This window comes from Fredinandcohnia onubensis (assembly GCF_002734285.1).
GTDB classification, from domain to species: Bacteria; Bacillota; Bacilli; order Bacillales; family Bacillaceae_L; genus Ferdinandcohnia; species Ferdinandcohnia onubensis_A.
Map to the genome: position 1 here is coordinate 55313 of NZ_NSEA01000013.1, position 22672 is coordinate 77984.

Below are 22672 nucleotides of genomic sequence, written 5' to 3' on the forward strand. Positions count from 1 at the left end.
ATCCACATTATCCACAAGTTATGAACATTTTCCCCGCTTTAACTGGCAGTAAGACTCCTACCTTTATGACGTAATTGAAGTGCAAGAAGTGAAAGGGGGTGGTCAACTGCCAGTAAAAGCCCGATTGGTTCAACTAACATTCAGTGAGGGATGAAATAAACCCCCACTGAATGAAGTTTCACTTTATTGATAAAGCATTGGATAAGGAAGCTCTTCTAAATCCGCTTCCTCACGCTGATTTTCCAGCAATGTAATTTCTTCTGCTTCTGGTGCTTCAAAGACAAACATCATTAACAAATCCACAATTCGGTGGTATGGATTCGAATCGAATAGGTTCTTGTGGACTCGATCAACCGCAAACGCTAAACGGCGGTATAATCGTTCAAAATTCTCTCCCTCTGGTGCATGAGCTAATAGCTCGAATAACATCGGGATGTAATCCACAATTTCCTGTCCATGATATTCAAACCCACCTTCGACGATTAACTTTTGGAGCTTAATTAATGCAGCCCCACGTTTTCTACTGTCGCCTAATTCATGGGCTGTTAAATAAAGCCCTGTTTTATCCTTATAATCAAAGGTTTCTACATAAAGCTCCTGTAATTCTAATAACGGCATCTTAAAAAGTGGTGCAATTCTTTCTAAGATTTCGTTTCTCATTTTTACCGAGCCAACTTCTGTGTTCACATATTCCTCAATTTCCGGAAACCCTTCATAAAGGGTCTTGTCCGGATAATCGAGAATTCGTGACATAATCATTAATATAGCTTTTGCTTCATTGGTCATTGATTTCCACTTCTTTCAAATGGATAAGTCACCATTCCTTCGGGTGGTGCTAAATCCTCAATACTACATGCGCCTTGCTTGTAATGGAGGTCTTCATCCATTTCACGACGACCTGTTGGAATAACGAAGCGTTCATTGTATTTTGCTACACCTAATAAACGTTGCATTTCTTCAAGCTCTTCAACTGTTGTATTTGCTTCTTTTAAGAGCTTAGACTTCTCCACTTCGTCAATCCCTCCAACGGTTTTGGCACGCATATGAACACGCATTGCTGCCATTTTGAGTAACACTCGGCGAATGACATCGGTATCGTCTGCAGATAAAATCGACGCCAAGTACTCCATCGGAATTCTCATATCATCAACTGCTGGAATATATCCATCTGCACTTAATCCATTCTCATTTGTGATATGATTCATGATTGGACTAAGTGGTGGAACATACCACACCATAGGCATTGTGCGATATTCAGGATGCAACGGTAACGCAATTTTCCACTTCATTGCCATTTTATATACCGGTGATTCCTGGGCACTTCTAATCCAGCTAGCATTAATGCCTTGCTCTTGTGCTTTTTCAATTACTTCTGGATCAAATGGATCTAAAAAGACAGAGAGCTGTGATTCATATAAGTCTTTTGGGTCTTCAACGGATGCTGCTTCCTTTACACGGTCAGCATCATATAAAACGACCCCAATATAACGGATACGGCCAACGCATGTTTCTGAACAAATCGTTGGTAGTCCAGCTTCTGTTCGTGGGTAACAGAAATTACACTTCTCCGCTTTATGTGTGTTCCAGTTATAGTACACCTTATGATAAGGACAACCATTCATACAAAAACGCCAGCCACGGCAAGCATCTTGGTCAACAAGAACAATCCCATCTTCATCCCTTTTATACAGCGCACCTGATGGACAGGACGCAACACAGGATGGATTCAAACAGTGCTCACAAATCCGCGGCAAATACATCATGAATGTTTTTTCATATTCCATGGCAATATGCTCCTGAAGCTTTTGCACATTAGGGTCCATCGGGACGACCTCACTACCGCCAGCAAGGTCATCATCCCAGTTCGGCCCCCATTCCGGCTTATCAATGTATTTTCCAGTAATCATTGATTTTGGTCGTGCTACAGGGATGTTTTCTCCCTTTTTCGCATTATGCAGATGTTCAAAATCGTATGTCCATGGTTCATAAAAATCATCAAGCCCTGCCATGTTTGGATTGTAAAAAATGTTTGCAAGTTTGGAAATTGGACCACCGGCTCGTAGGTGTAGTTTTCCATTTCGTAATGTCCAACCACCTTTATAGCGATCCGTGTTTTCCCATTCTTTCGGATACCCTGGTCCTGGACGTGTTTCAACGTTGTTGTACCAGACGTACTCCATACCCGGTCGATTCGTCCATACATTTTTACATGTGACAGAACAAGTATGACAGCCGATACACTTATCTAAGTGCATGACCATTGCCACTTGTGCTTTAATTCTCAAGCCAGTCGACCTCCTTTAATGGGCGAACAATTGTCAACGTATCTCTTTGGCTACCTGTTGGTCCATAATAATTGAATCCATAGCTAAGCTGTGAATAACCACCAATCATATGTGTTGCCTTTGGATAAATTCTTGTCACGCTGTTATGTGTTCCACCACGATTTTTATTAATTGTATTTCCTGGTACGCCCATTGTACGATCCTGAGCATGGTGCATATAGACAGCACCGCGCGGCATTCTGTATGTTAAAACAGCTCTTGCCACTACAGCCCCATTACGATTGTATAATTCAATCCAGTCATTATCTTTTATGCCGATTTCTGCAGCATCCTCTTCATTCAACCAGACAACCTGCCAGCCTCTAAATAGCTGAACCATGTTTCGGGTATCTGTGAACATCGTGTGGATACCCCATTTTTGGTGAGGTGTCATATAACGAAGCGTTATCGACTTTCCACTATTCTCAACCTCTTTTTCTCCCTTTATAAAAGGACCTTTGTTAATCGGTGGAATATATAGTGGAAGACCTTCACCGTAATCGAGCATCACCTCATGATCTAAATAAAAGCTTTGTCGTCCAGTAAGTGTGTGCCACGGAATGTGGTACTCTTTGTTTACCGTAAACGGTGAATAACGACGACCATCACTTTCAAGGCCACTCCAAACCGGTGTTGAAAGGGTTTGTCTAGGCTGAATCGTAAGGGCATCTAATGTAAAGTCCTCTTCCTCACGCTCTTTAGCAATATGTTCAAGCTTCTTCCCTGTCTTTTGCTCCATTGATTTCCAGCCTTCAACAGCACGCTTACCATTCGTTGCTCCTGACATGAGAAGAATCGCATTAATTGCTTGAACATCTGTGTACAAGGATGGATAACCTTTTCCGACTCCTTCATGTTTGGATGGTCCTAGGCGATCAAGTAATGATTTGTATACTTTATCCCCAGGTATTTTTACACCTTTCGTTCCATAACCATTTTTAATATTCGGTCCGACTGTTATCCACATGTCATACACATTTGGATAATCACGTTGTACATAATTAAAGTTCGGCATTGTTTTTCCTGGAATTCCTTCTACTTCACCCTTACGCCAATCCTTGACTTTACCAAAAGGCTGAGCAATTTCATTAATCGTGTCATGGGCAAGTGGTGAAATGACAAGGTCCTCTTGGGCCGGCAAATGGTCTTTTGCAAGTTCAGAAAAAGCCTTTGCAATTTCCCGGAAGGCATCCCAGTCACTTCTTGTATCCCAAGGTGGACTAATCGCCGCGTTAAATGGATGTACGAATGGATGTAAATCCGTGGTACTGATATCCTGTTTTTCATACCAAGTCGCAGCAGGCAGGATGATGTCAGAGAACAATCCTGAGCTTGTCATCCGGAAATCCATACTAACGAAAAGATCTGTTTTTCCTTCAGGTGGTTTTTCGGAAATCTTAACATCCTTTGGCTGCCACGATTGTTCAGGGTCCGATAAAACCGTATCCTTTGAACCAATCAAGTGCTTTACAAAATACTCATGGCCTTTTCCGCTGTCCCCTAATAAGTTGGATCGCCAATTAAAGAAGACTCTTGGAAAATTCCGTGGATCGTTCGGATTTTCCATGGCAAACTCTAAGTTTCCATCGACTAACTGCTGCGCAATATAATCAGTAACAGCTTTGTCATCACTATGTTTTGCGCGAGCATCCTTCATGACATCCAGTGTGTTTTGTGACAAGGATGGGAAGCTAGGTAACCACCCCAAGCGTGCAGACAGCGCATTAAAATCAGCCGGATGCATATTTGAATACTGACTGCCCCAATCCGTTTCTCTTTCATCAAAATCATATTCATAACGGAACTGCTCAGTTGCAAAATAGAAAAATGATGTCCCGTTCATAAATTTTGGCGCTTTTACCCAGTCATTGGCAAAGGCAATTTGTGAGAAGCCTTCTAACGGACGGACCTTTTCCTGTCCAACATAGTGAGCCCATCCGCCACCATTCACACCTTGTGAGCCTGTAAGTAGAACCAGATTTAAAATGGAGCGATAGATTTGATCACTGTGGAACCAGTGGTTTGTTCCTCCACCCATTGCAATCATCGACTTACCTTGTGTTAATGCCGCATTTTCAGCAAATTCACGCGCAACTTGGATGACATGTTCCTTTTTCACACCAGTAATACTTTCTTGCCATGCAGGTGTGTAAGGTCTTGCCGCATCATTGTAGTCAGTCGGATAGTCTCCATTTAATCCGCGGTTAATGCCGGTATGTGCGAGCATCAAGTCATAAACAGTTGTAACAATCATCTCATTACCAGATTGGTCTTTCATGCGTTTGATTGGAACACCGCGCTCAATTTTCCCGCCCTCTTTTTCTGCAAAATACGGAAACTCTACCATCGCTACTTCATCAGAATCATTAATAAAGCTTAGCTTTGGATTAATACTTGTGCCGTCTTCTGTCGTCATATCGAGATTCCATTTCGTGCTGCTGTCCCATCTGAAACCTTGACTTCCATTTGGTACGGCGATTTGATTCGAGGTCTCGTCCCAAACCACAGTCTTCCATTCACCAAGCTCGTGATCAGTCGAAAAATCAGATGCACGCAGGAACCGGTCTGAACGGTAGTTCTCTCCCTTTTTAGAAAGGGTGATCAGGAACGGTAAATCTGTGTATTGCTTTGCATAATCACGGAAATAAGGTGTTTCTTTATCCACATAAAATTCTTTTAAAATGACATGAGTCATAGCCATTGCAAGTGCCCCATCTGTCCCTGCTTTTGCAGGCAACCAGATATCAGCGAACTTATCATACTCCGCATAGTCCGGACTTACTCCAACTACTTTCGTTCCGTTATAGCGCGCTTCAACCATAAAATGCGCGTCAGGGGTTCTTGTTTGCGGAATATTAGTACCCCAAATAATGAAATATTTTGTATTGTACCAGTCACCGCTTTCTGGCACGTCAGTTTGATCGCCCCAAACCTGCGGAGACGCTGGCGGCAAATCTGCATACCAATCATAGAAACTAAGAATGGTTCCGCCAATTAGAGATAAGAATCTTGTTCCACCTGCATAACTCACCATCGACATTGCCGGAATCGGGCTGAATCCTACTACCCGGTCTGGACCATATTTTTTAATTGTATAGATCGTCGATGCCGCAATCATTTGGCATATATCTTTCCAGTTTCCTCTTACGAAACCACCTCTACCGCGTGCGGATACGTATGATTGACGTTTTTCCGGATTGGTGACAATATTTTCCCAAGCTTGTACAGGGTTGTCCGCTTTCGCAAGCTCATCCTTCCAAAGAGCGAGAAGGTCACCTCGTACATATGGATATTTCACCCGAGTAGGGCTGTATGTATACCAAGAAAAGCTCGCACCACGTGGGCATCCGCGGGGCTCGTAATCTGGGAAATCGTCACCAGTAGACGGATAGTCTGTTTGCTGAGTTTCATAGGCAATGATTCCGTCCTTCACATGAATCTTCCAGCTACACGAACCTGTACAGTTCACCCCATGTGTGGAACGGACGACCTTATCATGGGCCCAGCGATTGCGATAAATTGATTCCCAGTCACGCGGGCGTGGATTTTCTTCTGTCCAACCATCGTTTATACGCTCTCCACGCACTAAATGCTTTAGCGAGTGGAAGAGACTATTCTGCTTTGCCAATGTCTCCATCCCTTCCCTTTAGAATATTTGCCAATGGATTAAAATCTTCACCCACTAACCTGAAGCTTTGCGTTCCTGCTTGGAATTCTTCGAGGAAGACTTTCCAGCTTGATGCATTTGCTGCGGCAAGAATTAGTCGCTGTAGCGTGCTCATATCCTGAATTTGATAGATTTCCTCAATCATTTTTCCAGGTATGTCACCAAATCTCATTCTTAGAACAGCAATTAAATCTTCCCGATCATCAATCAACATTGCGTCATTCTCCATTGAAAACAACAAATCAACCCCTTCCTTAGAAAAGTGCAAAGCGCCTGCTTATCGGCGACAAGCATAAGACGAGCGCTGACAGAAGGCGCTTTTTGCCTTCCGAAGCGATTGGCTTATGACCTCGAGCCGATGGCGCTTGGAACTAGACATGAAAAACTAAGTACGACATTTTTATAGTTTAATCATCTTGTAATAGTCGGAAATCAACTGATTCTTACATTTTTCTGCAGTTTCTTTAAAAAAGTTCGTAACCTCTTCATCCGGATTCTCTGCTTGTTCAAAGGTTACAAAGCCCGTGACAGCTTGTGAAAATGATTCTGAGAATCGCAAAGTAAGCTCAAACCCTTTTTCCTGCTTCACGACAGTGGCATAGATGTCATAGGAATGAATGTTATATGCTAAAAATGTTTCAACCATCTTCTGATATAAGTTTGGAGCCGCAAATCGCAGCATTTTTTCCTCAATTACCTCTTTTTTACCCATTTACATCCCCTTTCCTCTATTTCCTAATTTTTCATTTTATTATTCGTTAGTTGCTAGCAGTTTATTCATTTCATCATCATTATGGATTTCATCTATTATAATTAGGCTATCAAGTAGTGGTATCATCCGGTGATCCGCTTCTTGTGTCTCAAGGCTTTTCTTCATCGTTGCAACGATGCGACGCATTAAATCGTGGTCACGGGTTAATTGATTAACTAGTTTTTCAAGTTTTGGGTTTTGTTCAATTATTTCTTTGTACAAACCTTGCTCTTCTGAATCCGCATGCTTGAGTGTTCTCGATTCCCAATGATCAATTGCAATCTCCGCCACCTGTAATGCCTTTTCCTTATCTCCTTGGTCAATACATTTTCTAAATAAATTTCGAAGCTCCTTCGCCTCATGTAATGCAGCCTCGTGAATCGCTGAATGAGAATCTGTTTTTCGTAAACTTGGTCCTGTTGACATCAATATCATCCTTTCATCATTTACAAAAGTTTAATTTCTTCTTCCTTCATAATCCTTTCCATCTTAGGTCGCGTTAAACTTACTAGCTTACATTTTGCGAAAAATGTCATAAAATGGGTGTTTTCGAATCGGGGTTAATTTCTTAATACGTGGAATTGCGTTTTATTTTTGATATTTGCGCTATAAAGTGGTTTCCACCACCATAAAAAGAGCCGAGGTTTGCACCCCAGCTCTTCCCTACCTATGTGTCCTGTTTTTCAGTCAGGTCATTAAAGAGTCCAACATAATATTTAACTTCGCCGGCTTCATTTTTCACTTCACTAATGGTCAGCCATTCACGATAAAGCTCTTTGTTTTTTCGTCGATTCCAAATTTCTCCCTGCCAAAATCCCTTCGATCGAATTGAATCCCACATTTGTTCATAAAACGTTGTATCATGCTTTCCTGAACGGAGAATACTTGGAGATTTTCCGATTGCTTCATTCGGTTCGAATCCAGTAACAGTTGTGAATGCATGGTTAACTTTTTGAATAATACCCTTTGGATTCGTAACCATCATTCCTTGAGCAACATTCTCGATAAGCTTTGCTTCCAGTTGGATTTTTTCAGTATAGAACATCCACACAACGAAAACAGAGCTTAATAGTGCAAACATTGCGAGCGACATAAACCCAATCGCATAGTGTCCCGTCATACCAAACACGATTGAAAGAACGATTGGCGGGAAGAAACCACCTAACCCCCCCATTGCTGATACGATTCCGTTGACAATCCCAGCTTGCTTTGAAAAATAATACGGGACGAGCTTGAAGATTGTTCCATTGCCGATTCCTGCAAAAATAGAGATAAGTAAACAGCCAATCGTATATAAAACAATATCCGGTGTAAACGCCAAGAGCACACCTGCAAACGTGATCACATTAAAAACAATAAACAAAATGAGATACGGATTAAATTTATCACCTAGCCACCCACCTACTGGTCTTAAAAGGGTTGCTAGTGTAATAAACCCAGCTGTTCGCAATCCCGCGTCAACCGAAGTTAACCCAAAATGAGTGACTAAAAAGTTCGGTAAATACACAGTAAACGCAACAAAAGATCCAAACGTTACAAAATAAAATAAGCTGATGAACCAAAGCTTTTCATTTTTATAAACGCTCTTTATCTGTTCACTCAATGGTTTATTTACTTTAGGTTCATGACGGTCACCAAGCAAAAAGTTTAAAAGTGCAAATAAAATGACTGGTATTAAAAACAGGCGAACCGTACTTTGCCACCCAATGCTTATTGCAAGCGCTGGTGCTGCAAATGAAGTGATTGCAGTACCAATATTTCCTGCACCATAAATCCCGTTTACGAATCCATGACGTTCCTTCGGATAGTACTTCGGTAAGGATGTAACCCCAATCGAAAACAGGGCTCCCCCAATACCTAGAAGAAGTCCGCCTAGAATCAAATCAAACATGGAATCAGCGATACTGATATAGAAAATAGGAAGAACCAGGATGACAAATCCAAGGAAAAACAACCATCTAGCCCCAAATTTATTTGTCCAATATCCTAATAGTATTCGCAACAGTGAGCCCAAGATGACAGGAACGGCTGTAACCATTGCGGTTTGGTTATCGGTTAAAGGTATATCCTGCTTAATGCTCGACATTAGGGAAGATAGAATCACCCACACCATAAAACCTACAACCAAGCTCGAGGTTTGAAGTGGCAACTGCAACTTTTGCGTCTTCATACTTTGGTACTCCTCCTCCAAACAATCTGTATGTATTCTTCCTAGTTTACGGAATTTCAAGAAAATCAAACATACTTTTTTCTCGTAGGTTTAGGTGGGCAGAGGGACAGGTCCGTTGTCCCAGAAAAAAATGGGTGGACGCGGGACCTGTGTCCCAGATGACAAATGTCATTGAGGTTGATGACATTATCCACTAATTTTGGTGGTCGATCGGTTTTACAATGATGGTGGAGGTGTTTTTATGGAACCTATTATTGAATTAAACCAAGTTAGTAAGTTGTTTAAAAACAAGATGGCAGTTAATCAAGTATCTTTATCGATTCAAAAGGGTGAAGTTGTTGCTATTCTCGGTCCAAATGGGGCTGGAAAAACGACAACTATGATGATGATGCTTGGGCTGTTGGAGCCAACTGATGGAAGTGTTCAACTTTTCGGGAGTCATCCAAAGGCAAAAGCTGTACGTGAAAAAATCGGAGCTTTGTTGCAAGAGGTAAGTGTGATTGATGCACTAAAGGTACGAGAGGTTATCCAACTTTTTAGAAGTTATTATCCACAGCCTTTATCATATGAGGAACTGGTTGCTTTTACTGGATTTACAAAGGATGAGTTACAAAAACGTGCCAATAAGCTTTCAGGTGGTCAAAAACGACGCCTTGGTTTTGCGCTTGCGATGGCAGGTAATCCTGATGTGTTATTTTTTGATGAACCTACTGTTGGTATGGATGTAACCTCAAGAAAACTATTTTGGAGAACCGTTCGTGATTTGAGAGATCGTGGGAAAACGATTCTATTTACTACCCATTATTTACAAGAGGCCGATGATATTGCTGAAAGAGTCATTCTCTTTCATGAAGGAAACATCATTGGGGACGGAACCCCAAAAAGTATAAAAGCCAGGTTATTAAAACAGTCTGTTTCATTTACTCCAATTTCAGCAATTAGCCATGAAGAATTAAAAAACCTTCCATATGTAACAGATGTATATGAAAAGAATGGTCGGATATTTTTATTAACAGATCATACAGATGGAGTCCTAGCCTCCATTTTTGCTCAGAAACTTTCCGTTCAAAATATCGAAATTGAACGCGGGCGTCTCGAGGATGCGTTTGAACAGTTAGTTGAAAAAAGGGAGGTTATCTAATATGAACGGTTTTATAATGCAATGTAAGTTCGAGGTTCTGAGAATTTTCCGTAATCCCTACTATGTATTTTGGTCTTTGTTCATGCCAATCGTTTTTTACATCGTTTTTACGAGAATTTTTAATTCAGGAATGGACGATCAACAATTATGGCAAGCTCATTATTTAATGTCAATGGCTGCATTTAGTGTAATGGGATCTGCTATTATGACACTTGGAATCCGGTTGGTTGAGGAGAGAAAACAAGGCTGGTCAATGTTTATGAGAATTACCCCATTATCTGACCAAGCTTATTTCGCCGCAAAAATGATTGGGCAAACAGTCATTCATATTTTTTCGATTGTGATTATATTTACTTCAGGCGCACTTATTAATGGAATCTCCCTCACCCTTCTTGAGTGGCTAATATGTGGAATGTGGTTACTATTCGGCTCGTTGCCTTTTCTTGCTATAGGGACACTTGTGGGAACGATGAAAAGGGTGGATACAGCCTCTGGAATCTCGAATATGATTTATATGGTTCTTGCACTGTGTGGTGGTATGTGGATGCCGATGGAGATAATGCCTAATTTCGTTCAATCAATCGGAAAATGGCTCCCTTCCTATCACTTTGGCAGTGGTGCATGGGAAATTGTCCGCGGCGGCCAACCAGACTGGATTAATTTTACACTATTGGTTGGGTATCTCCTTCTGTTCATGGTAATATCAGGTTATACAAGGAGAAAACAAGAAGTGGCGGTGTAAGCTGAATGCTACAAAAAATAAAAGAGTTTCGGATCTTTCCTGCTAGGTATGGGTTCTTCCCCTATATCTTTTTAATCTATCTTGTCATGCCTGCCTACTATGTTTTATTGGAGCAGGGCTGGAAACAAGTTGCAGGGATTGGCCTGCTACTATTGTTTCTCGTAACCTATCGACAACTCTATAACTCTTCCGATAAAATGACCTATGCATATTGGTTAGTTGTCCAAATTATTTTGGTTATGATCCTTGCAATCTCTTATAATCTCTATAATTTATTCTTAGGGTTCTTTCCAGCTCATTTTATTGGCTGGTATAGCAAAAAGGTTTACTTTTATCGCGCATTAGGGTTCTTTACACTTTCAATTATCATTCCACTTCTCATTCATTGGAATTCGTTGATTCTAGAGTCCATGTACTTTTATGGAATTTTTATTATCATTATGATTGTTTCTCCATTCGGTATCCGTTCAATGAATAGCCGTATGGAGCTAGAAAAAAAACTTGAGGAAGCAAATGAACAAATTGAGGAGTTAGTGAAACGTGAAGAACGGTTAAGGATTGCCAGAGACCTTCATGATACGTTAGGACACACACTTTCAATGATTACCCTAAAAAGTCAGCTCGTTCACAAATTGATAAGTAAGGACATTGAAAAAGCTAAGCTTGAGACAAAAGAGATTGAAAGAACCTCTCGCACTGCTTTGACACAAGTAAGAGAATTAGTATCTGATATGAGAGCCGTCACTATTGCAGAAGAACTAATTGAAACCGAGAACATTTTAAAAGCTGCAGGCATTTCTTTTGAGTTTGATGGCGATTCAAAACTAGAAAATGTCCCACTGCTTACTCAGAATATCCTGAGTTTGTGTCTAAAAGAAGGGATTACAAACGTTGTTAAACATAGTGCTGCGAATAGTTGTACTGTACATTTATTGAAAAAACCGGGCGAAATCGAACTTTCCATCTCTGATAATGGTAAAGGTCTAGATGAAAAGACGGCTGACGGTAATGGGTTAAAAGGAATAAAGGAGCGATTACATTTAATCGACGGTTTCGGAGAAGCAATTTCTCAAAATGGAACTAAATTAATTATCACTGTACCTATAATTGCAAAGGAGAAAAAGGCTGGTGTTGGTTCTTGATTAGAGTAATGATTGCCGAGGATCAAGGTATGCTTAGAGGAGCTTTAGGCTCTTTACTCGATTTTGAGGAAGACATTGAAATCGTTGGGGAAGCATCCAATGGAAAAGAGGCATTGAAGCTGATTCTATCCCTTAAGCCCGATGTTTGTTTAATGGATATTGAAATGCCCTATATGAGCGGACTTAAAGTAGCCGAGGAGGCTAAAAATCATTTTTCTACATGTAAAATCATTATTTTGACCACTTTTGCCCGTCCAGGTTATTTTGAGCAAGCAGTAAAAATTGGCGTACACGGGTATATGCTAAAAGACGGGTCAGTTGATGAGCTTGCGGAATCCATTCGAAGTGTGATGAAAGGAAAACGTGAATTTGCTCCTGAACTGATTTTCGGCAGCATGAAAGATGACAATCCCTTAACAGAACGTGAACAGGCCGTACTTCGATTGGCCTCAGAGGGAAAAACCTCAAAAGAAATTTCATCACAATTATTTTTATCAGCTGGAACTGTCCGAAATTATATGTCCGAAATCATTAACAAACTAGGCGTAAAAAACCGTACCGAAGCTGTTACCGTCGCAAAAGAAAAAAGTTGGATCTAAATTTGGGTCAGAGGGACAGGTCCCTTGTCCCAGGAAAAAAATGGTGGGACGCGGGACCTGTCCCTGTGTCCCATAAAAAAAGGGAGTCTTCCCTACTTTTTAAAGGTTTTTTTAAAAAGTGAGAGGAGTCCTTTTTTTTCGGATTTATTCTCTTGTGGTAATATTGGTTTTCCTTTTTCCGTTATATAAATATCCTCTTTATCGATGGCATGATCGAATGCAAGTACTAGCCCGAGGTCCGAATTGTAGTCCTTGTTTGTGACAAGTGTGTACTCCATATTGTTTGTACTCGCCAGCTTTACATATTTGGATAAAAAGCGATAATTCATATGACCATTTAAGTACATATGTACCCCGGTGTTTTTTTTACAAGCATTCTGGACTTCTTGGAATACCTTGTTTTCTCTAACCTGTGATTGAGTTAACGCCAATAATACACGTTCCCTAATAGTTCCAAGAAATTGTTTGCGTTCTTCTGGTTTTATTTCCTTCGTCCCATGTATCCCCTGTTGAAGATAGTCATCTACATTCTGCTTCGTCATATCGTCCTCCCCTTTTCGCTCGCCTTTAGTATTTCCAATTATAACAATATCTTGCTCCTTTTATGAGTATTCTGTGCGGCACGTCTATGTTCATAGGAAATATACACAATATAAAATGGAGCATTCACCGATGCTCCATTACTTAAAACCATATTAGATAATAGATTACCCCAAAAAGGACCGCCACCATCATAATGAGGATGCCTCTTTTCCTATTTTCCTGCAATAATAAAATGCCTGATAATAGCCAACCGCCTGCTAGTAAAAAGGCACCAATATGTTTTACTAAGGAAATATCAGCAATTAGCCCTGAAATAAATAGGAGTATCCCTATGAGCCGCATGCTTTCTTCCCAGAACTCGAAATTTTTATAGTCAAAAATTTGATTGCGTTTTTCTTTTTTCCCTTTTTTATAAACTTTGACAATATTAACCCCAAATATTCCCCATATTAAGACTAGTATCGCGATCTCAACAAAATCCATAGGAACTCCCTTCTGCCTCTTACTATTTCAAGTTACTTAACTCTTCTATTAAATGTTGCTCTATTCGTTTTGTATCACTTGGATGAAAAGCATGCGCAGATTTCTCCGCCCAAATCATCCGTTTTCCTTTTGGTGCAACCATCTGATTAAAATACGATTCTACTAAGCTACCATTCACATGAAAATCATGTCGTCCGTGAATAAACGTAACACGTATAGGAAGTTCGGGCAATGACTCCATAAAGTTATTTGTAGCCAGTTCTTCTATAAATCTCTGTGAATAGATAAGCTTGAATCCTTTATAATATGTATGATATACATCCTTCAATGAGTACTCCTCAGACCTTACCATATCCATTGTGAGTGCAAATAGCCCAGGTGCATTTTCAGTTTGATAGACTAATGTATTAAAGATACGCTGCCATTTTCGAATGACACTCCACTGTTTGAAACTTTCAATATAAGGTGGTTCTCCTACATTTTCAAGTTCTGTGATTGCTTTCTTATTTCCACGTCTTTTCGCTTCTTCCTTTAGCCATCTAAGAGCCAATCGATCATTCTCTGTCCAACTAATAATCTGAGAAATTCCTACATATGAATTAAACTTTTCAGGATACCTTGACGCTAGGTTTAATCCAATTGTACTTCCCCATGAATGTGCAGCAAGGAAAATCTTTTCCTGCTTAAAGCGGTCCCGCAAATAGTCCACCAGTTCATTCGCATCCGAAATAAATTGTTCAATTGTCATAGAATCCTGTGGAATTTCCTGATGATATGATTTACCCGTTCCACGCTGATCCCAGAAGACAACTACAAATTTTTTCACTAGTTCCTTCGTATTCGTGATAATCGTATAATCCCTTCCCTTCGAAGAAATACCTAGCAACGGCATAGAAGGACCACCATGAATAAAAAGTAGAACCGGCTTTGTTACATCATCCGCTTGAATTAAAATCGATTGCTTTATACCACCAAGAGTAACTCCTTCAACCGACTGTATCCCACTTGAAGAAATCTCAAAATCAGGCTTACGCAAAAATATCCCCAAACCAACCAACCTCTCAGAAAACAAAAATAATATATAATACTCTATTCTCTCAACTTCCTCAAAATTCCTTTTCTATGATTCATCGATTTGGGTCACACGCGAGCTGGAAGTCGAACCGGTTGGGTCACAGGGACAGGTCCCTTGTCCCAGGAAAAAAATGGTATAACGAGAAACCTGTCCTCTGACCCTTTCCTATTTTGCAATATGTACTTTTAGTTGTTTTCCTTTGATGGTTATTTGTTTCATTGCTGTTAGAACATGCTGGCCTTTCCCGTTTAATATATCCACATAGGTGGCGTTTTCTTGGATGGTGATGATTCCAATATCATCTGCAGATACTCCGGGGATTTTAGCAATTGTTCCGACAAAATCGACCACCCGGAGCTTCTTTTTCTTTCCACCATTAAAATAAAGCTTTAAAATATCCTTGTTAACTTGCTTTGCTTTATCCTGTTTAAGTTGTGGCTTGGCGTTCATTTTTTCTACAAAGGCTGCTTTTGCACGAGCAACTTCTTCCTTACTTGGAGAGTCGATGTTCCGAATTTCCTCACCGATGTATTCTTCAATTTCTTTTACTAGATTTTCTTCTTGGGGTGTTGCGAGAGTAATTGCTTTTCCAGTTTTACCTGCGCGACCCGTTCTTCCAATTCGATGAACATACCGCTCTTTATCCTGAGGCACATCATAACTGATCACAAGCGAAATATCCTCAACATCTATCCCTCTTGCCGCAACATCTGTCGCTACTAAGTATCGAAACTTGCCCTTCTTAAAATCATCCATCGCAGCAAAACGCTCTTCTTGAACCATACCACCGTGAATTTTTCCACAGGAATAATTGGATTTTGACAGTTTTCGATGCAAATCGTCTACACCCTGCTGTGTTCCGCAAAAAATAATACAGCTATCTGGATTTTCAACACTCGTAATGTTCTTTAAAAGTGAGAGTTTATCTTCTTCTTCAACACTCATTAAAGAATGCTCAATTTTTCCTTTTGCAACAATTGGATTTTTAACCTCAATATATTCTGGCTTTTTCATATACTTGGCCGATAGAGCTTCAACATCTTCAGGTAATGTTGCTGAAAACAGCATCGTAACCCGCTCAGTCGGAAGGGCTTGGATGATCAACTCCACTTGTTCAATGAAGCCCATATTCAACATCTCGTCAGCTTCATCAATTACTAGAAATTTTATATGATCCACAAAAAGAGTTCCCTTTTGAATATGGTCCAGTACCCTTCCTGGTGTTCCCACAACTACATGTGTCTTTTGCTTTAGCTCTAACTTTTGTCGTTCATAGGATTGCTTTCCAAAAATAGCAGTTGCCTTAATCCGTTTAAATCGACCAATATGAATAACATCTTCCTTCACCTGTGCGGCCAGTTCTCTCGTTGGCGTTAAAATCAAGGCTTGTGGCTTATTTTCAACCCAATCAACCAATTCACAAATTGGAATCGCAAATGCTGCAGTCTTACCACTACCAGTTTGCGATTTTCCAACAATGTCATTTTTCTGCATCGCAACAGGTATCACCTTCGCTTGAATTTCTGTTGGAATTTGATAACGCAAACCCGAAAGTGCCTTCACAATTTCATCACTTAAATTAAATCTTTCAAAACCATTCATATAATTACCTCATCTATATTTATTATGGGACAGAGGGACAGGTCCATTGTCCCAGGAAAAATATGGTGGGACGTGGGACCTGTCCCTGTGACCCAGCGCGGAACTTATCCCAGTTTTTTTTCGTTGACAACTGGATAGGGATGTATTAACTTAGTATAGCTAATGAGAAATAGAATTAAAGTTTTTATATAAATATTCATGAAAAAAAGAGGTGTATTGATGTCAGCAGACCAACGTAAAAAAATGATCATTTTGATGATCAATATGTTTATCGCAATTGGGAGTTTTGGGATTATTATTCCCATTTTGCCTGCTTATTTAGAATCAATCAATGAGGGTGGAAAGGCAGCTGGCCTCATGATTGCTATATTTGCTGGTGCGCAATTTATTTTCTCACCGATCGCAGGTAAATGGACGGACCAATATGGTCGTAGAAAAATGATTATCTATGGACTATCCGGTTTAACGTTGTCCATGTTTATTTTTTATTTTGTAGATTCAATTTGGCTACTCTATGCATCCCGCGTTGTTGGTGGAATCGGTGCAGCACTTCTTATTCCAGCTATTTTTGCCTATGTTGCGGATATCACAACGATGGAACAACGTGCAAAAGGGAATAGTTATGTATCAGCGGCTATGTCTCTTGGAATTGTAGTGGGACCTGGTATTGGAGGATTTTTAGCTGACTTCGGATTAAAATTTCCCTTTTTAATTTCCGCATTGGTTTCGCTTGTATCGGTTATATTCTCGTTTGCGGTCCTAAAGGAAAGTCAACAAAAAGAAGATGGATTCACGCCTGTTGATGATGAAACAATGGCAAAAAAGCTAGTACGTTCTGTTCGAATGCCATTTTTCATTCCATTGATTATAACACTGGTGATGAGCTTTGGTTTAATGGCATTTGAATCAGTTATCGGACTTTTCGTTGATAACCAATACCAAGCCACACCTCAGGATATTGCAATCATGGTAACATCAACTGGACTTGTAAGTGTTATTGTTCAATTATTCGTTGTAGATCGTATGGTAACACGTTTTGGAGAAGGAAAAATTTTAAACATTTTTATTTCTGTAGCTGCATTAGGCTTCCTTCTTTCATTAGTTGCTAACAGTTTCGCAATGTTTTTCGCTATTTCACTACTTGTTTTCCTTGCAACTTCCATCCTACGACCTGTGCTTAACACACTAATATCTAAGCTTGCAGGCAACGAACAAGGATTTGCGATGGGAATGAATAACGCATATATGAGTATCGGAAACATATTAGGCCCAACACTTGGTGGATTATTATATGATGTTAATATTATCTATCCATTCATCCTAGGGCTAATCCTTCTCATTGTCACATTATTCATCACAATCATGTGGCAAAGAAATTCAAAAACAAAACCGCAAGTCAAAGCGATGATTTGATGGGACAGTGACTGCTCAAAAAAAGGTGACCAAATTCAGGTCACCTTTTTCTATGTTGGGACAAGGTCCACTTTCCTACATTACATTTTCGATTAGATAAATAATTAATGGTCCCATTAATACGATAAAGATGGACGGGAAGATAAATAGCATCATTGGAAAAATCATTTTGACTGGTGCCTTCATGGCCTGTTCACGAGCAAACTGAGTCCGTTGTTCCCTAATTCGTTGCGTTAGTTGGTGGAGAACCTTTGCCATACCGACACCCAACATGTCCGCTTGGATCAGTGAAGTTATGATACTTTGGAACTGTGGGATTGGAACCCTGGCGCGAAGATCTGCAAATGCTTCTCTCCTAGACTTTCCTAGCTTCATGTCCTCCATTGTTTGCACGAATTCCTCTGACAATGGCCCTTTCATTTGTTTGCAGACCTTTTGAATTGAGGCATCCAACCCCATTCCAGCCTCAATTGATAAATTGACCATATCAAAAAAGTCAGACATATTCTTTTGAATCTGATGTCTCCGCTTTTTAATAATTGTACTTAAATAAAAAGAAGGATAATAAATCCCAAATGCCGCAACCACACTCGCTAGTAGAATCCTTAAAAAAATGGCAGTACTACCTAATAACAAAAATACCGATAGAAACAGGACACCCCCAATTAACAGCTGTAAAAAACGAAAGTCGATGGCTGACATTTTCAACGGGTATCCCGCTTCACGTAGCCTTCTCTCGAGTTCTCTTTTTTTCGAACTCGCCATTTTTTTATCGACGACACCTTTGAGCCTGTCGCTATAATTCTTCATCACATGCAACTGTAATTTTTGTTTCTTCACCGGTATTTCTCTTTCTATGTCTGGACCAAAATAATGCTTGGTCCGTACCTCAATCGCAATATCCTTTTTATAAATTAGACTTAGCAGCCCACCAATGACCAACATAAAACAAAGAAAACTAGCGACAACAAAAAAGATTTGTATCATTGGAACCTACACCTCAATGTGTACAATTTTATTAATAAATAACCATCCTAAAATCATATTAATTCCACCCACGATAAGCATCCCCCAACCTAATGGATGTGAAAAGAGCATATTAAAATATTCTGGGTTTACTAAGGTTAAATACAATGCCAGCGCTGGCGGTAATAAAGTAATGATAACTGATGACATTTTACCTTGTGCGGTCAATGTCTTTACCTCATCTTGCACCCTTGAGCGGTCAATAATTGTTTCCTGCATCGTTTCGAGTAAATATGCTAGATTCCCTCCACTTGAGCGTTGGATTAACAACGTAGTTAAAACCATTTCGAGCTCTCGATCTGGCAATCTTTTTAGTAGATTATCAAAGGCATCCTCAATCTTAACACCATAATTGATTTCCTTCAGTGTATTCAAAAATTCCGGTCCTAATGGATCTTCGATTTCTTCGGCTACCATTTTCATGGCCTGCATGAAACTAAATCCAGCCCGTAATGCATTCGCCATTGTCCCTAATGCATTCCCTAGCTGTTCAGAGCATTTTTTCAAGCGAAGTTTTCGTTTTCGTTTGATATACAAAATCGGAAGATAGAATCCGATGATTCCACATAATATCAATAAAAGGAAATGGAACTCATATAAGTATCCAATTCCAACAACTACACACGCACCAATGACTCTCCAAATAAACAATTCACCTTGAGTCATTTTTAACCCTGATTGCGTAAGAATTGTTTCGTATTTTGAAAAATGAATCGCCCGCTCCATGCTTTCGCTGATTTTTTTTACGAAAACACCTTCTCGGTTCTTCTTTTTCTTTTCTTCCTCTTTTTTTATAGGTAAATATTTACTGACTCGTTTTTCGTACTTTCCTTTTTCCGTAATCATTGTAAGTACAATTCCGGTAAAAAAGGTAACTACCAAAAACGCAGATACAGCAATTAAAACGGAAGTGCTCATATCCACTCCTCCCTAATCATCGATCGCACATCAAAACCCGCATACTCAAGCTTTTCAGCACAATCCGGAAGAATTCCAGTAGAGGCAAACTCTTGTTTTTTACCCTCCTGATAAACGAAAAGATCCTGCAGGACAATCGTATCTCCTTCAAGTCCTAAAACTTCGGTAATTTTCGTGATTTTTCTGGTACCGTCTTTCATTCGGGATTGTTGGACAATTAAATTAAGGGCACCCGCAATTTGTTCACGAATAGCTCTAACAGGAAGATCGAATCCTGCCATTAACACCATTGTCTCTAGCCTTGCCAAAAGATCTCGAGGGGTGTTCGCGTGTCCCGTTCCTAAGCTGCCATCATGTCCAGTATTCATCGCTTGAAGCATATCAAGTGCTTCCGCACCACGGACTTCTCCGACAATAATTCGATCTGGGCGCATCCGAAGTGAATTTCGAACAAGATCACGAATAGTTATTTCACCTTGCCCCTCGATATTTCGTGGACGTGACTCCAGTGACACCACATGGTCTTGTGATAACCTGAGCTCGGCGGCGTCCTCGATTGTAACGATGCGTTCATTTCTCGGAATGAAGGATGACAACACATTCAATGTGCTCGTTTTCCCTGATCCTGTTCCCCCACTAATAAAAATATTTAGCTTTGATTCTACGGCAGCCTTTAAAAAATCGGCCATTTGTTCACTTAAGGTTCCCATACGCAACAAATCATAGATCGTAAAAGGAGTTGCAGAGAATTTACGAATTGTAATAGTTGGCCCATTTAAAGCAAGTGGCGGAATAATTGCATTTACACGCGATCCGTCCGGTAGTCTTGCATCTACTAATGGGGAACTCTCATCAATTCTTCGTCCTAAGGGAGCAACAATTTTTTCGATTATCCGTAAAACATGCAAATCATCGCGAAATTGTACATCTGTTTTTTCGATTTTCCCCCTCGATTCAATATATATATCCTTTGGACCATTAACCATGACTTCAGAAATTTCAGGGTCAGCAAGTAATGGAGATATTGGTCCAAAACCCGTTAGCTCGTAGGACATATCATATTTTAGCTGCTTCTTTTCTTCGTAAGCGAGCTGTTCACCCTCTGCTTCTAGAAAGCTTTCCGAAAGCTTATCAATTATTTCCTCTAGGTTTCGATCTTGATAGATTGGCTTTTTCAGTTCCTCAACAAGGTAATTATGTAGGCGAACTCCTAGTTCACTTGATTTAACGCTTGCTGTCTTTATTTTTGGAGGGTCCTTCTTTAGCTCCTTAACCGGAGTCTCACCACCAAGCCTCGCTAATAACGACATCAGACCATACCCCCTGCATGGATCACTCGTTTTGACTTAAGCTTTTTGCGGCCGGATGTACCAACTGGAGCAACAATGGTATCGGCCATTTGAAAAATTTTCTTCGCCACCTGTGACCTAGGATAGGAATAGACGAGTGGCTTACCTTCATTGACTGAAGTAACCATGACTTTTTCCATTGCTGGTAATGTGAAGGCAACCTTCTGTCCAATGATCTTTTCGACCGTTTCAATGGTTAGCCCTTTTACCTTAGCATGGCGGTTTAATACCATTTTTACCTTTTCAAGAAGCTGTAAGGTTTCTAATGTTTCAATTAATAATTTCGTATTTTTTAAGGTTGGTAGGTCCTGATGTGTGACGAGAAGAATTTCATCCGATTTTTCCAAAGCAACAATTGAATTTTCATCCAAATGTGGAGCTGTGTCGACGACGACAATATCATAGTTTTCCTTTAACGCTTTTATGGCCCTTTTCACATCGTCCCCTGTTATTACCTCTGCAAATTCAGGGCGCTGTGGTGCTGCTAAAATGGAAATTCCATTTTTGAATGGCGTCATAAAGTTTTCAATTTGCGCTCCAGTACGATCTTCTTTTACCCAGTCGTAAATCGTTCTTTTCGGCTTCACATCATAGAACATGGATACATCACCAAACTGAAGGTCCAAATCAAGAATCGCAACCTTTGCTAATCTCTTTCCATAAGATGCAGCTAGGTTTACAGAGATACTTGTTTTGCCAACTCCACCTTTTGTACTTCCAACCGTAATGACTTTTCCGTTCTTTTTAGGTTGGTCCATTTGATAGATGATCTGATTTTTCGTTTCTTGTATCGCATTTTGAATATCGTCACGAATTTTTGTTGGGCTTGACGATAGGAAAATTACATCTGTTGCTCCTGCACGAATTGCCTGTTTGGAATCTAGTTCTGTCTCATATTCGAAAACTAGCAATACCTTTGCATTCCGGTTCTCCTTTTTAATCTTTGAACATAGATTGTACATGTCATATGAAGTAGATTGTTGGAGTAATACAAGTGACTGTTCAGTTGGAAGCAATTTCTCGAAAAGTTCCTCATGAGTAGTCCACTCTATTTTTCTATCTACTTTTTTCGCTAAAGCATCAAGCATAGACTTCGTTTCTTCATTTTCAAAAATAGAAATTAGTTTAATCATCACTTAAACACTCCTTCGTGAAGTTGGTCCTCATGAACATGCGTATGTGTTGGTTCCACATCGTGGTCCCCTTCTTCTCTAAGCATTAAATACAATTCATATCTTGAAGCAAATCCTAATGCTAAACCTTGCTTTGGTGTTACTTCAACAGTTACCATTTGGTAGCGTTTCTTCTCTGTTTCAGGATTATCCGCTGCATGACCAATCTCTAATACTTTCACATTTTGTAAAAGGAGTGTTGCTGAGTCGTGCTGCCCTTCAGCTTTATATTCTTCTGGCACCGTCATTACTGCCACAACGTCGACAAATGAACCAGGTTTAACAAGTCCAGCTACCCCTTGAACATCAGTCACACCGAATGTCATCGCACGGTTTCCTTTTGTAATCTCTATTCCTGAAGATTCAGCGGAAGCCACTTCTGTTTCTTCCGGCTGTAGAGTTTCCTCTTTTTCTTCATCCTTATCTTCCTGTACAACCTCTTTGCTAGCAGTTTGTGCTTTCGTTGGCTGTTCAGCATTTAAAAGTATGTATAATAGCCCAGATGCAACTAGACCAAAAACCATTGCAGCTATCCAGATTTTCTTCGTGTTCATA

At 40.1% G+C, this 22672-nt stretch carries 21 protein-coding genes; 5 read left to right on the forward strand and 16 right to left on the reverse strand.

Features of this window, described 5'->3' with window-relative positions:
- Window positions 1-183: 183 nt before the first annotated feature.
- The 7 genes from narJ to CKJ95_RS13555 all read right to left on the reverse strand — a co-directional run bounded on the left by narJ (window position 184) and on the right by CKJ95_RS13555 (window position 8912).
- Entirely contained in the window at window positions 184-786 is a 603-nt protein-coding gene (narJ, locus tag CKJ95_RS13525) for a nitrate reductase molybdenum cofactor assembly chaperone (protein ID WP_099353965.1), read from the reverse strand.
- The gene (narH, locus tag CKJ95_RS13530) at window positions 783-2285 is read right to left on the reverse strand and encodes a nitrate reductase subunit beta (protein ID WP_099353966.1); all 1503 of its coding nucleotides are present in this window, start codon (window positions 2283-2285) and stop codon (window positions 783-785) included. Before narH ends, narJ begins: the two co-directional genes overlap by 4 nt.
- On the reverse strand, window positions 2275-5952 hold the full coding sequence (locus tag CKJ95_RS13535; RefSeq protein ID WP_099353967.1) for a nitrate reductase subunit alpha: 3678 nt from the start codon (window positions 5950-5952) through the stop codon (window positions 2275-2277). Before CKJ95_RS13535 ends, narH begins: the two co-directional genes overlap by 11 nt.
- Complete coding sequence (locus tag CKJ95_RS13540) at window positions 5936-6220, reverse strand: hypothetical protein (protein ID WP_373604853.1); 285 nt, start codon at window positions 6218-6220, stop codon at window positions 5936-5938. The genes CKJ95_RS13535 and CKJ95_RS13540 overlap by 17 nt, the downstream gene beginning before the upstream one ends.
- Window positions 6221-6391: 171 nt before the next feature.
- A complete protein-coding gene (locus CKJ95_RS13545; RefSeq protein WP_099353969.1) occupies window positions 6392-6703 on the reverse strand; it encodes a hypothetical protein in 312 nt (103 codons plus the stop codon).
- A 39-nt stretch (window positions 6704-6742) separates the two neighbouring features.
- Window positions 6743-7168: a hemerythrin domain-containing protein gene (locus tag CKJ95_RS13550; RefSeq protein ID WP_099353970.1), complete on the reverse strand. Its 426-nt coding sequence runs from the start codon at window positions 7166-7168 to the stop codon at window positions 6743-6745.
- A 241-nt stretch (window positions 7169-7409) separates the two neighbouring features.
- The gene (locus CKJ95_RS13555; RefSeq protein WP_099353971.1) at window positions 7410-8912 is read right to left on the reverse strand and encodes a nitrate/nitrite transporter; all 1503 of its coding nucleotides are present in this window, start codon (window positions 8910-8912) and stop codon (window positions 7410-7412) included.
- Between the two features lie 241 nt (window positions 8913-9153).
- On the opposite strand from CKJ95_RS13555, the gene CKJ95_RS13560 reads away from it, so the two are divergent.
- Genes CKJ95_RS13560 through CKJ95_RS13575 form a run of 4 tightly spaced genes read left to right on the forward strand, consistent with a single transcriptional unit; the run spans window position 9154 to window position 12536 of the window.
- Window positions 9154-10053 carry an ABC transporter ATP-binding protein gene (locus CKJ95_RS13560; protein ID WP_099353972.1) on the forward strand — a complete coding sequence of 300 codons (900 nt, stop codon included), beginning with the start codon at window positions 9154-9156 and terminating at the stop codon, window positions 10051-10053.
- Window position 10054: 1 nt separating this feature from the next.
- Window positions 10055-10795 (forward strand): ABC transporter permease, encoded by a 741-nt coding sequence (locus tag CKJ95_RS13565; protein ID WP_099353973.1) that lies wholly within the window; start codon window positions 10055-10057, stop codon window positions 10793-10795.
- A 5-nt stretch (window positions 10796-10800) separates the two neighbouring features.
- Window positions 10801-11937, forward strand: a complete 1137-nt coding sequence (locus CKJ95_RS13570) for a sensor histidine kinase (protein WP_099353974.1) — start codon at window positions 10801-10803, stop codon at window positions 11935-11937.
- The gene (locus CKJ95_RS13575; RefSeq protein WP_099353975.1) at window positions 11934-12536 is read left to right on the forward strand and encodes a response regulator transcription factor; all 603 of its coding nucleotides are present in this window, start codon (window positions 11934-11936) and stop codon (window positions 12534-12536) included. The genes CKJ95_RS13570 and CKJ95_RS13575 overlap by 4 nt, the downstream gene beginning before the upstream one ends.
- 92 nt (window positions 12537-12628) lie before the next feature.
- Here CKJ95_RS13575 and CKJ95_RS13580 read toward each other — a convergent pair whose 3' ends face one another.
- The 4 genes from CKJ95_RS13580 to CKJ95_RS13595 all read right to left on the reverse strand — a co-directional run bounded on the left by CKJ95_RS13580 (window position 12629) and on the right by CKJ95_RS13595 (window position 16239).
- Entirely contained in the window at window positions 12629-13078 is a 450-nt protein-coding gene (locus tag CKJ95_RS13580) for a YueI family protein (RefSeq protein WP_099353976.1), read from the reverse strand.
- Between the two features lie 142 nt (window positions 13079-13220).
- On the reverse strand, window positions 13221-13562 hold the full coding sequence (locus tag CKJ95_RS13585) for a hypothetical protein (protein WP_099353977.1): 342 nt from the start codon (window positions 13560-13562) through the stop codon (window positions 13221-13223).
- A 22-nt stretch (window positions 13563-13584) separates the two neighbouring features.
- Window positions 13585-14598, reverse strand: coding sequence for an alpha/beta fold hydrolase (locus CKJ95_RS13590; protein ID WP_257215796.1), 1014 nt, complete (start codon window positions 14596-14598; stop codon window positions 13585-13587).
- Window positions 14599-14802: 204 nt separating this feature from the next.
- Complete coding sequence (locus tag CKJ95_RS13595) at window positions 14803-16239, reverse strand: DEAD/DEAH box helicase (RefSeq protein ID WP_099353979.1); 1437 nt, start codon at window positions 16237-16239, stop codon at window positions 14803-14805.
- A 219-nt stretch (window positions 16240-16458) separates the two neighbouring features.
- Here CKJ95_RS13595 and CKJ95_RS13600 point away from each other — a divergent pair, with 219 nt between their 5' ends.
- Entirely contained in the window at window positions 16459-17652 is a 1194-nt protein-coding gene (locus CKJ95_RS13600) for an MFS transporter (RefSeq protein WP_099353980.1), read from the forward strand.
- A 75-nt stretch (window positions 17653-17727) separates the two neighbouring features.
- Here CKJ95_RS13600 and CKJ95_RS13605 read toward each other — a convergent pair whose 3' ends face one another.
- Genes CKJ95_RS13605 through cpaB form a run of 5 tightly spaced genes read right to left on the reverse strand, consistent with a single transcriptional unit; the run spans window position 17728 to window position 22671 of the window.
- Entirely contained in the window at window positions 17728-18639 is a 912-nt protein-coding gene (locus CKJ95_RS13605) for a type II secretion system F family protein (protein ID WP_099353981.1), read from the reverse strand.
- A gap of 6 nt (window positions 18640-18645) precedes the next feature.
- Window positions 18646-19596, reverse strand: a complete 951-nt coding sequence (locus tag CKJ95_RS13610; RefSeq protein WP_099353982.1) for a type II secretion system F family protein — start codon at window positions 19594-19596, stop codon at window positions 18646-18648.
- A complete protein-coding gene (locus CKJ95_RS13615; RefSeq protein WP_099353983.1) occupies window positions 19593-20906 on the reverse strand; it encodes a CpaF family protein in 1314 nt (437 codons plus the stop codon). Before CKJ95_RS13615 ends, CKJ95_RS13610 begins: the two co-directional genes overlap by 4 nt.
- Window positions 20906-22078, reverse strand: coding sequence for an AAA family ATPase (locus CKJ95_RS13620; RefSeq protein WP_099353984.1), 1173 nt, complete (start codon window positions 22076-22078; stop codon window positions 20906-20908). The genes CKJ95_RS13615 and CKJ95_RS13620 overlap by 1 nt, the downstream gene beginning before the upstream one ends.
- Window positions 22078-22671: a Flp pilus assembly protein CpaB gene (gene cpaB / locus CKJ95_RS13625; RefSeq protein ID WP_099353985.1), complete on the reverse strand. Its 594-nt coding sequence runs from the start codon at window positions 22669-22671 to the stop codon at window positions 22078-22080. Before cpaB ends, CKJ95_RS13620 begins: the two co-directional genes overlap by 1 nt.
- Window position 22672 lies beyond the last annotated feature (1 nt).

Bases quoted from the DNA above. Each gene is read 5' to 3' on its own strand.
- narJ (WP_099353965.1), bottom strand. From the start codon at position 786: ATGACCAATGAAGCAAAAGCTATATTAATGATTATGTCACGAATTCTC.
- CKJ95_RS13540 (WP_373604853.1), bottom strand. From the start codon at position 6,220: ATGGAGAATGACGCAATGTTGATTGATGATCGGGAAGATTTAATTGCT.
- CKJ95_RS13545 (WP_099353969.1), bottom strand. From the start codon at position 6,703: ATGGGTAAAAAAGAGGTAATTGAGGAAAAAATGCTGCGATTTGCGGCT.
- CKJ95_RS13550 (WP_099353970.1), bottom strand. From the start codon at position 7,168: ATGTCAACAGGACCAAGTTTACGAAAAACAGATTCTCATTCAGCGATT.
- CKJ95_RS13555 (WP_099353971.1), bottom strand. From the start codon at position 8,912: ATGAAGACGCAAAAGTTGCAGTTGCCACTTCAAACCTCGAGCTTGGTT.
- CKJ95_RS13560 (WP_099353972.1), top strand. From the start codon at position 9,154: ATGGAACCTATTATTGAATTAAACCAAGTTAGTAAGTTGTTTAAAAAC.
- CKJ95_RS13565 (WP_099353973.1), top strand. From the start codon at position 10,055: ATGAACGGTTTTATAATGCAATGTAAGTTCGAGGTTCTGAGAATTTTC.
- CKJ95_RS13570 (WP_099353974.1), top strand. From the start codon at position 10,801: ATGCTACAAAAAATAAAAGAGTTTCGGATCTTTCCTGCTAGGTATGGG.
- CKJ95_RS13580 (WP_099353976.1), bottom strand. From the start codon at position 13,078: ATGACGAAGCAGAATGTAGATGACTATCTTCAACAGGGGATACATGGG.
- CKJ95_RS13585 (WP_099353977.1), bottom strand. From the start codon at position 13,562: ATGGATTTTGTTGAGATCGCGATACTAGTCTTAATATGGGGAATATTT.
- CKJ95_RS13595 (WP_099353979.1), bottom strand. From the start codon at position 16,239: ATGAATGGTTTTGAAAGATTTAATTTAAGTGATGAAATTGTGAAGGCA.
- CKJ95_RS13600 (WP_099353980.1), top strand. From the start codon at position 16,459: ATGTCAGCAGACCAACGTAAAAAAATGATCATTTTGATGATCAATATG.
- CKJ95_RS13605 (WP_099353981.1), bottom strand. From the start codon at position 18,639: ATGATACAAATCTTTTTTGTTGTCGCTAGTTTTCTTTGTTTTATGTTG.
- CKJ95_RS13610 (WP_099353982.1), bottom strand. From the start codon at position 19,596: ATGAGCACTTCCGTTTTAATTGCTGTATCTGCGTTTTTGGTAGTTACC.
- CKJ95_RS13615 (WP_099353983.1), bottom strand. From the start codon at position 20,906: ATGTCGTTATTAGCGAGGCTTGGTGGTGAGACTCCGGTTAAGGAGCTA.
- CKJ95_RS13620 (WP_099353984.1), bottom strand. From the start codon at position 22,078: ATGATTAAACTAATTTCTATTTTTGAAAATGAAGAAACGAAGTCTATG.
- cpaB (WP_099353985.1), bottom strand. From the start codon at position 22,671: ATGAACACGAAGAAAATCTGGATAGCTGCAATGGTTTTTGGTCTAGTT.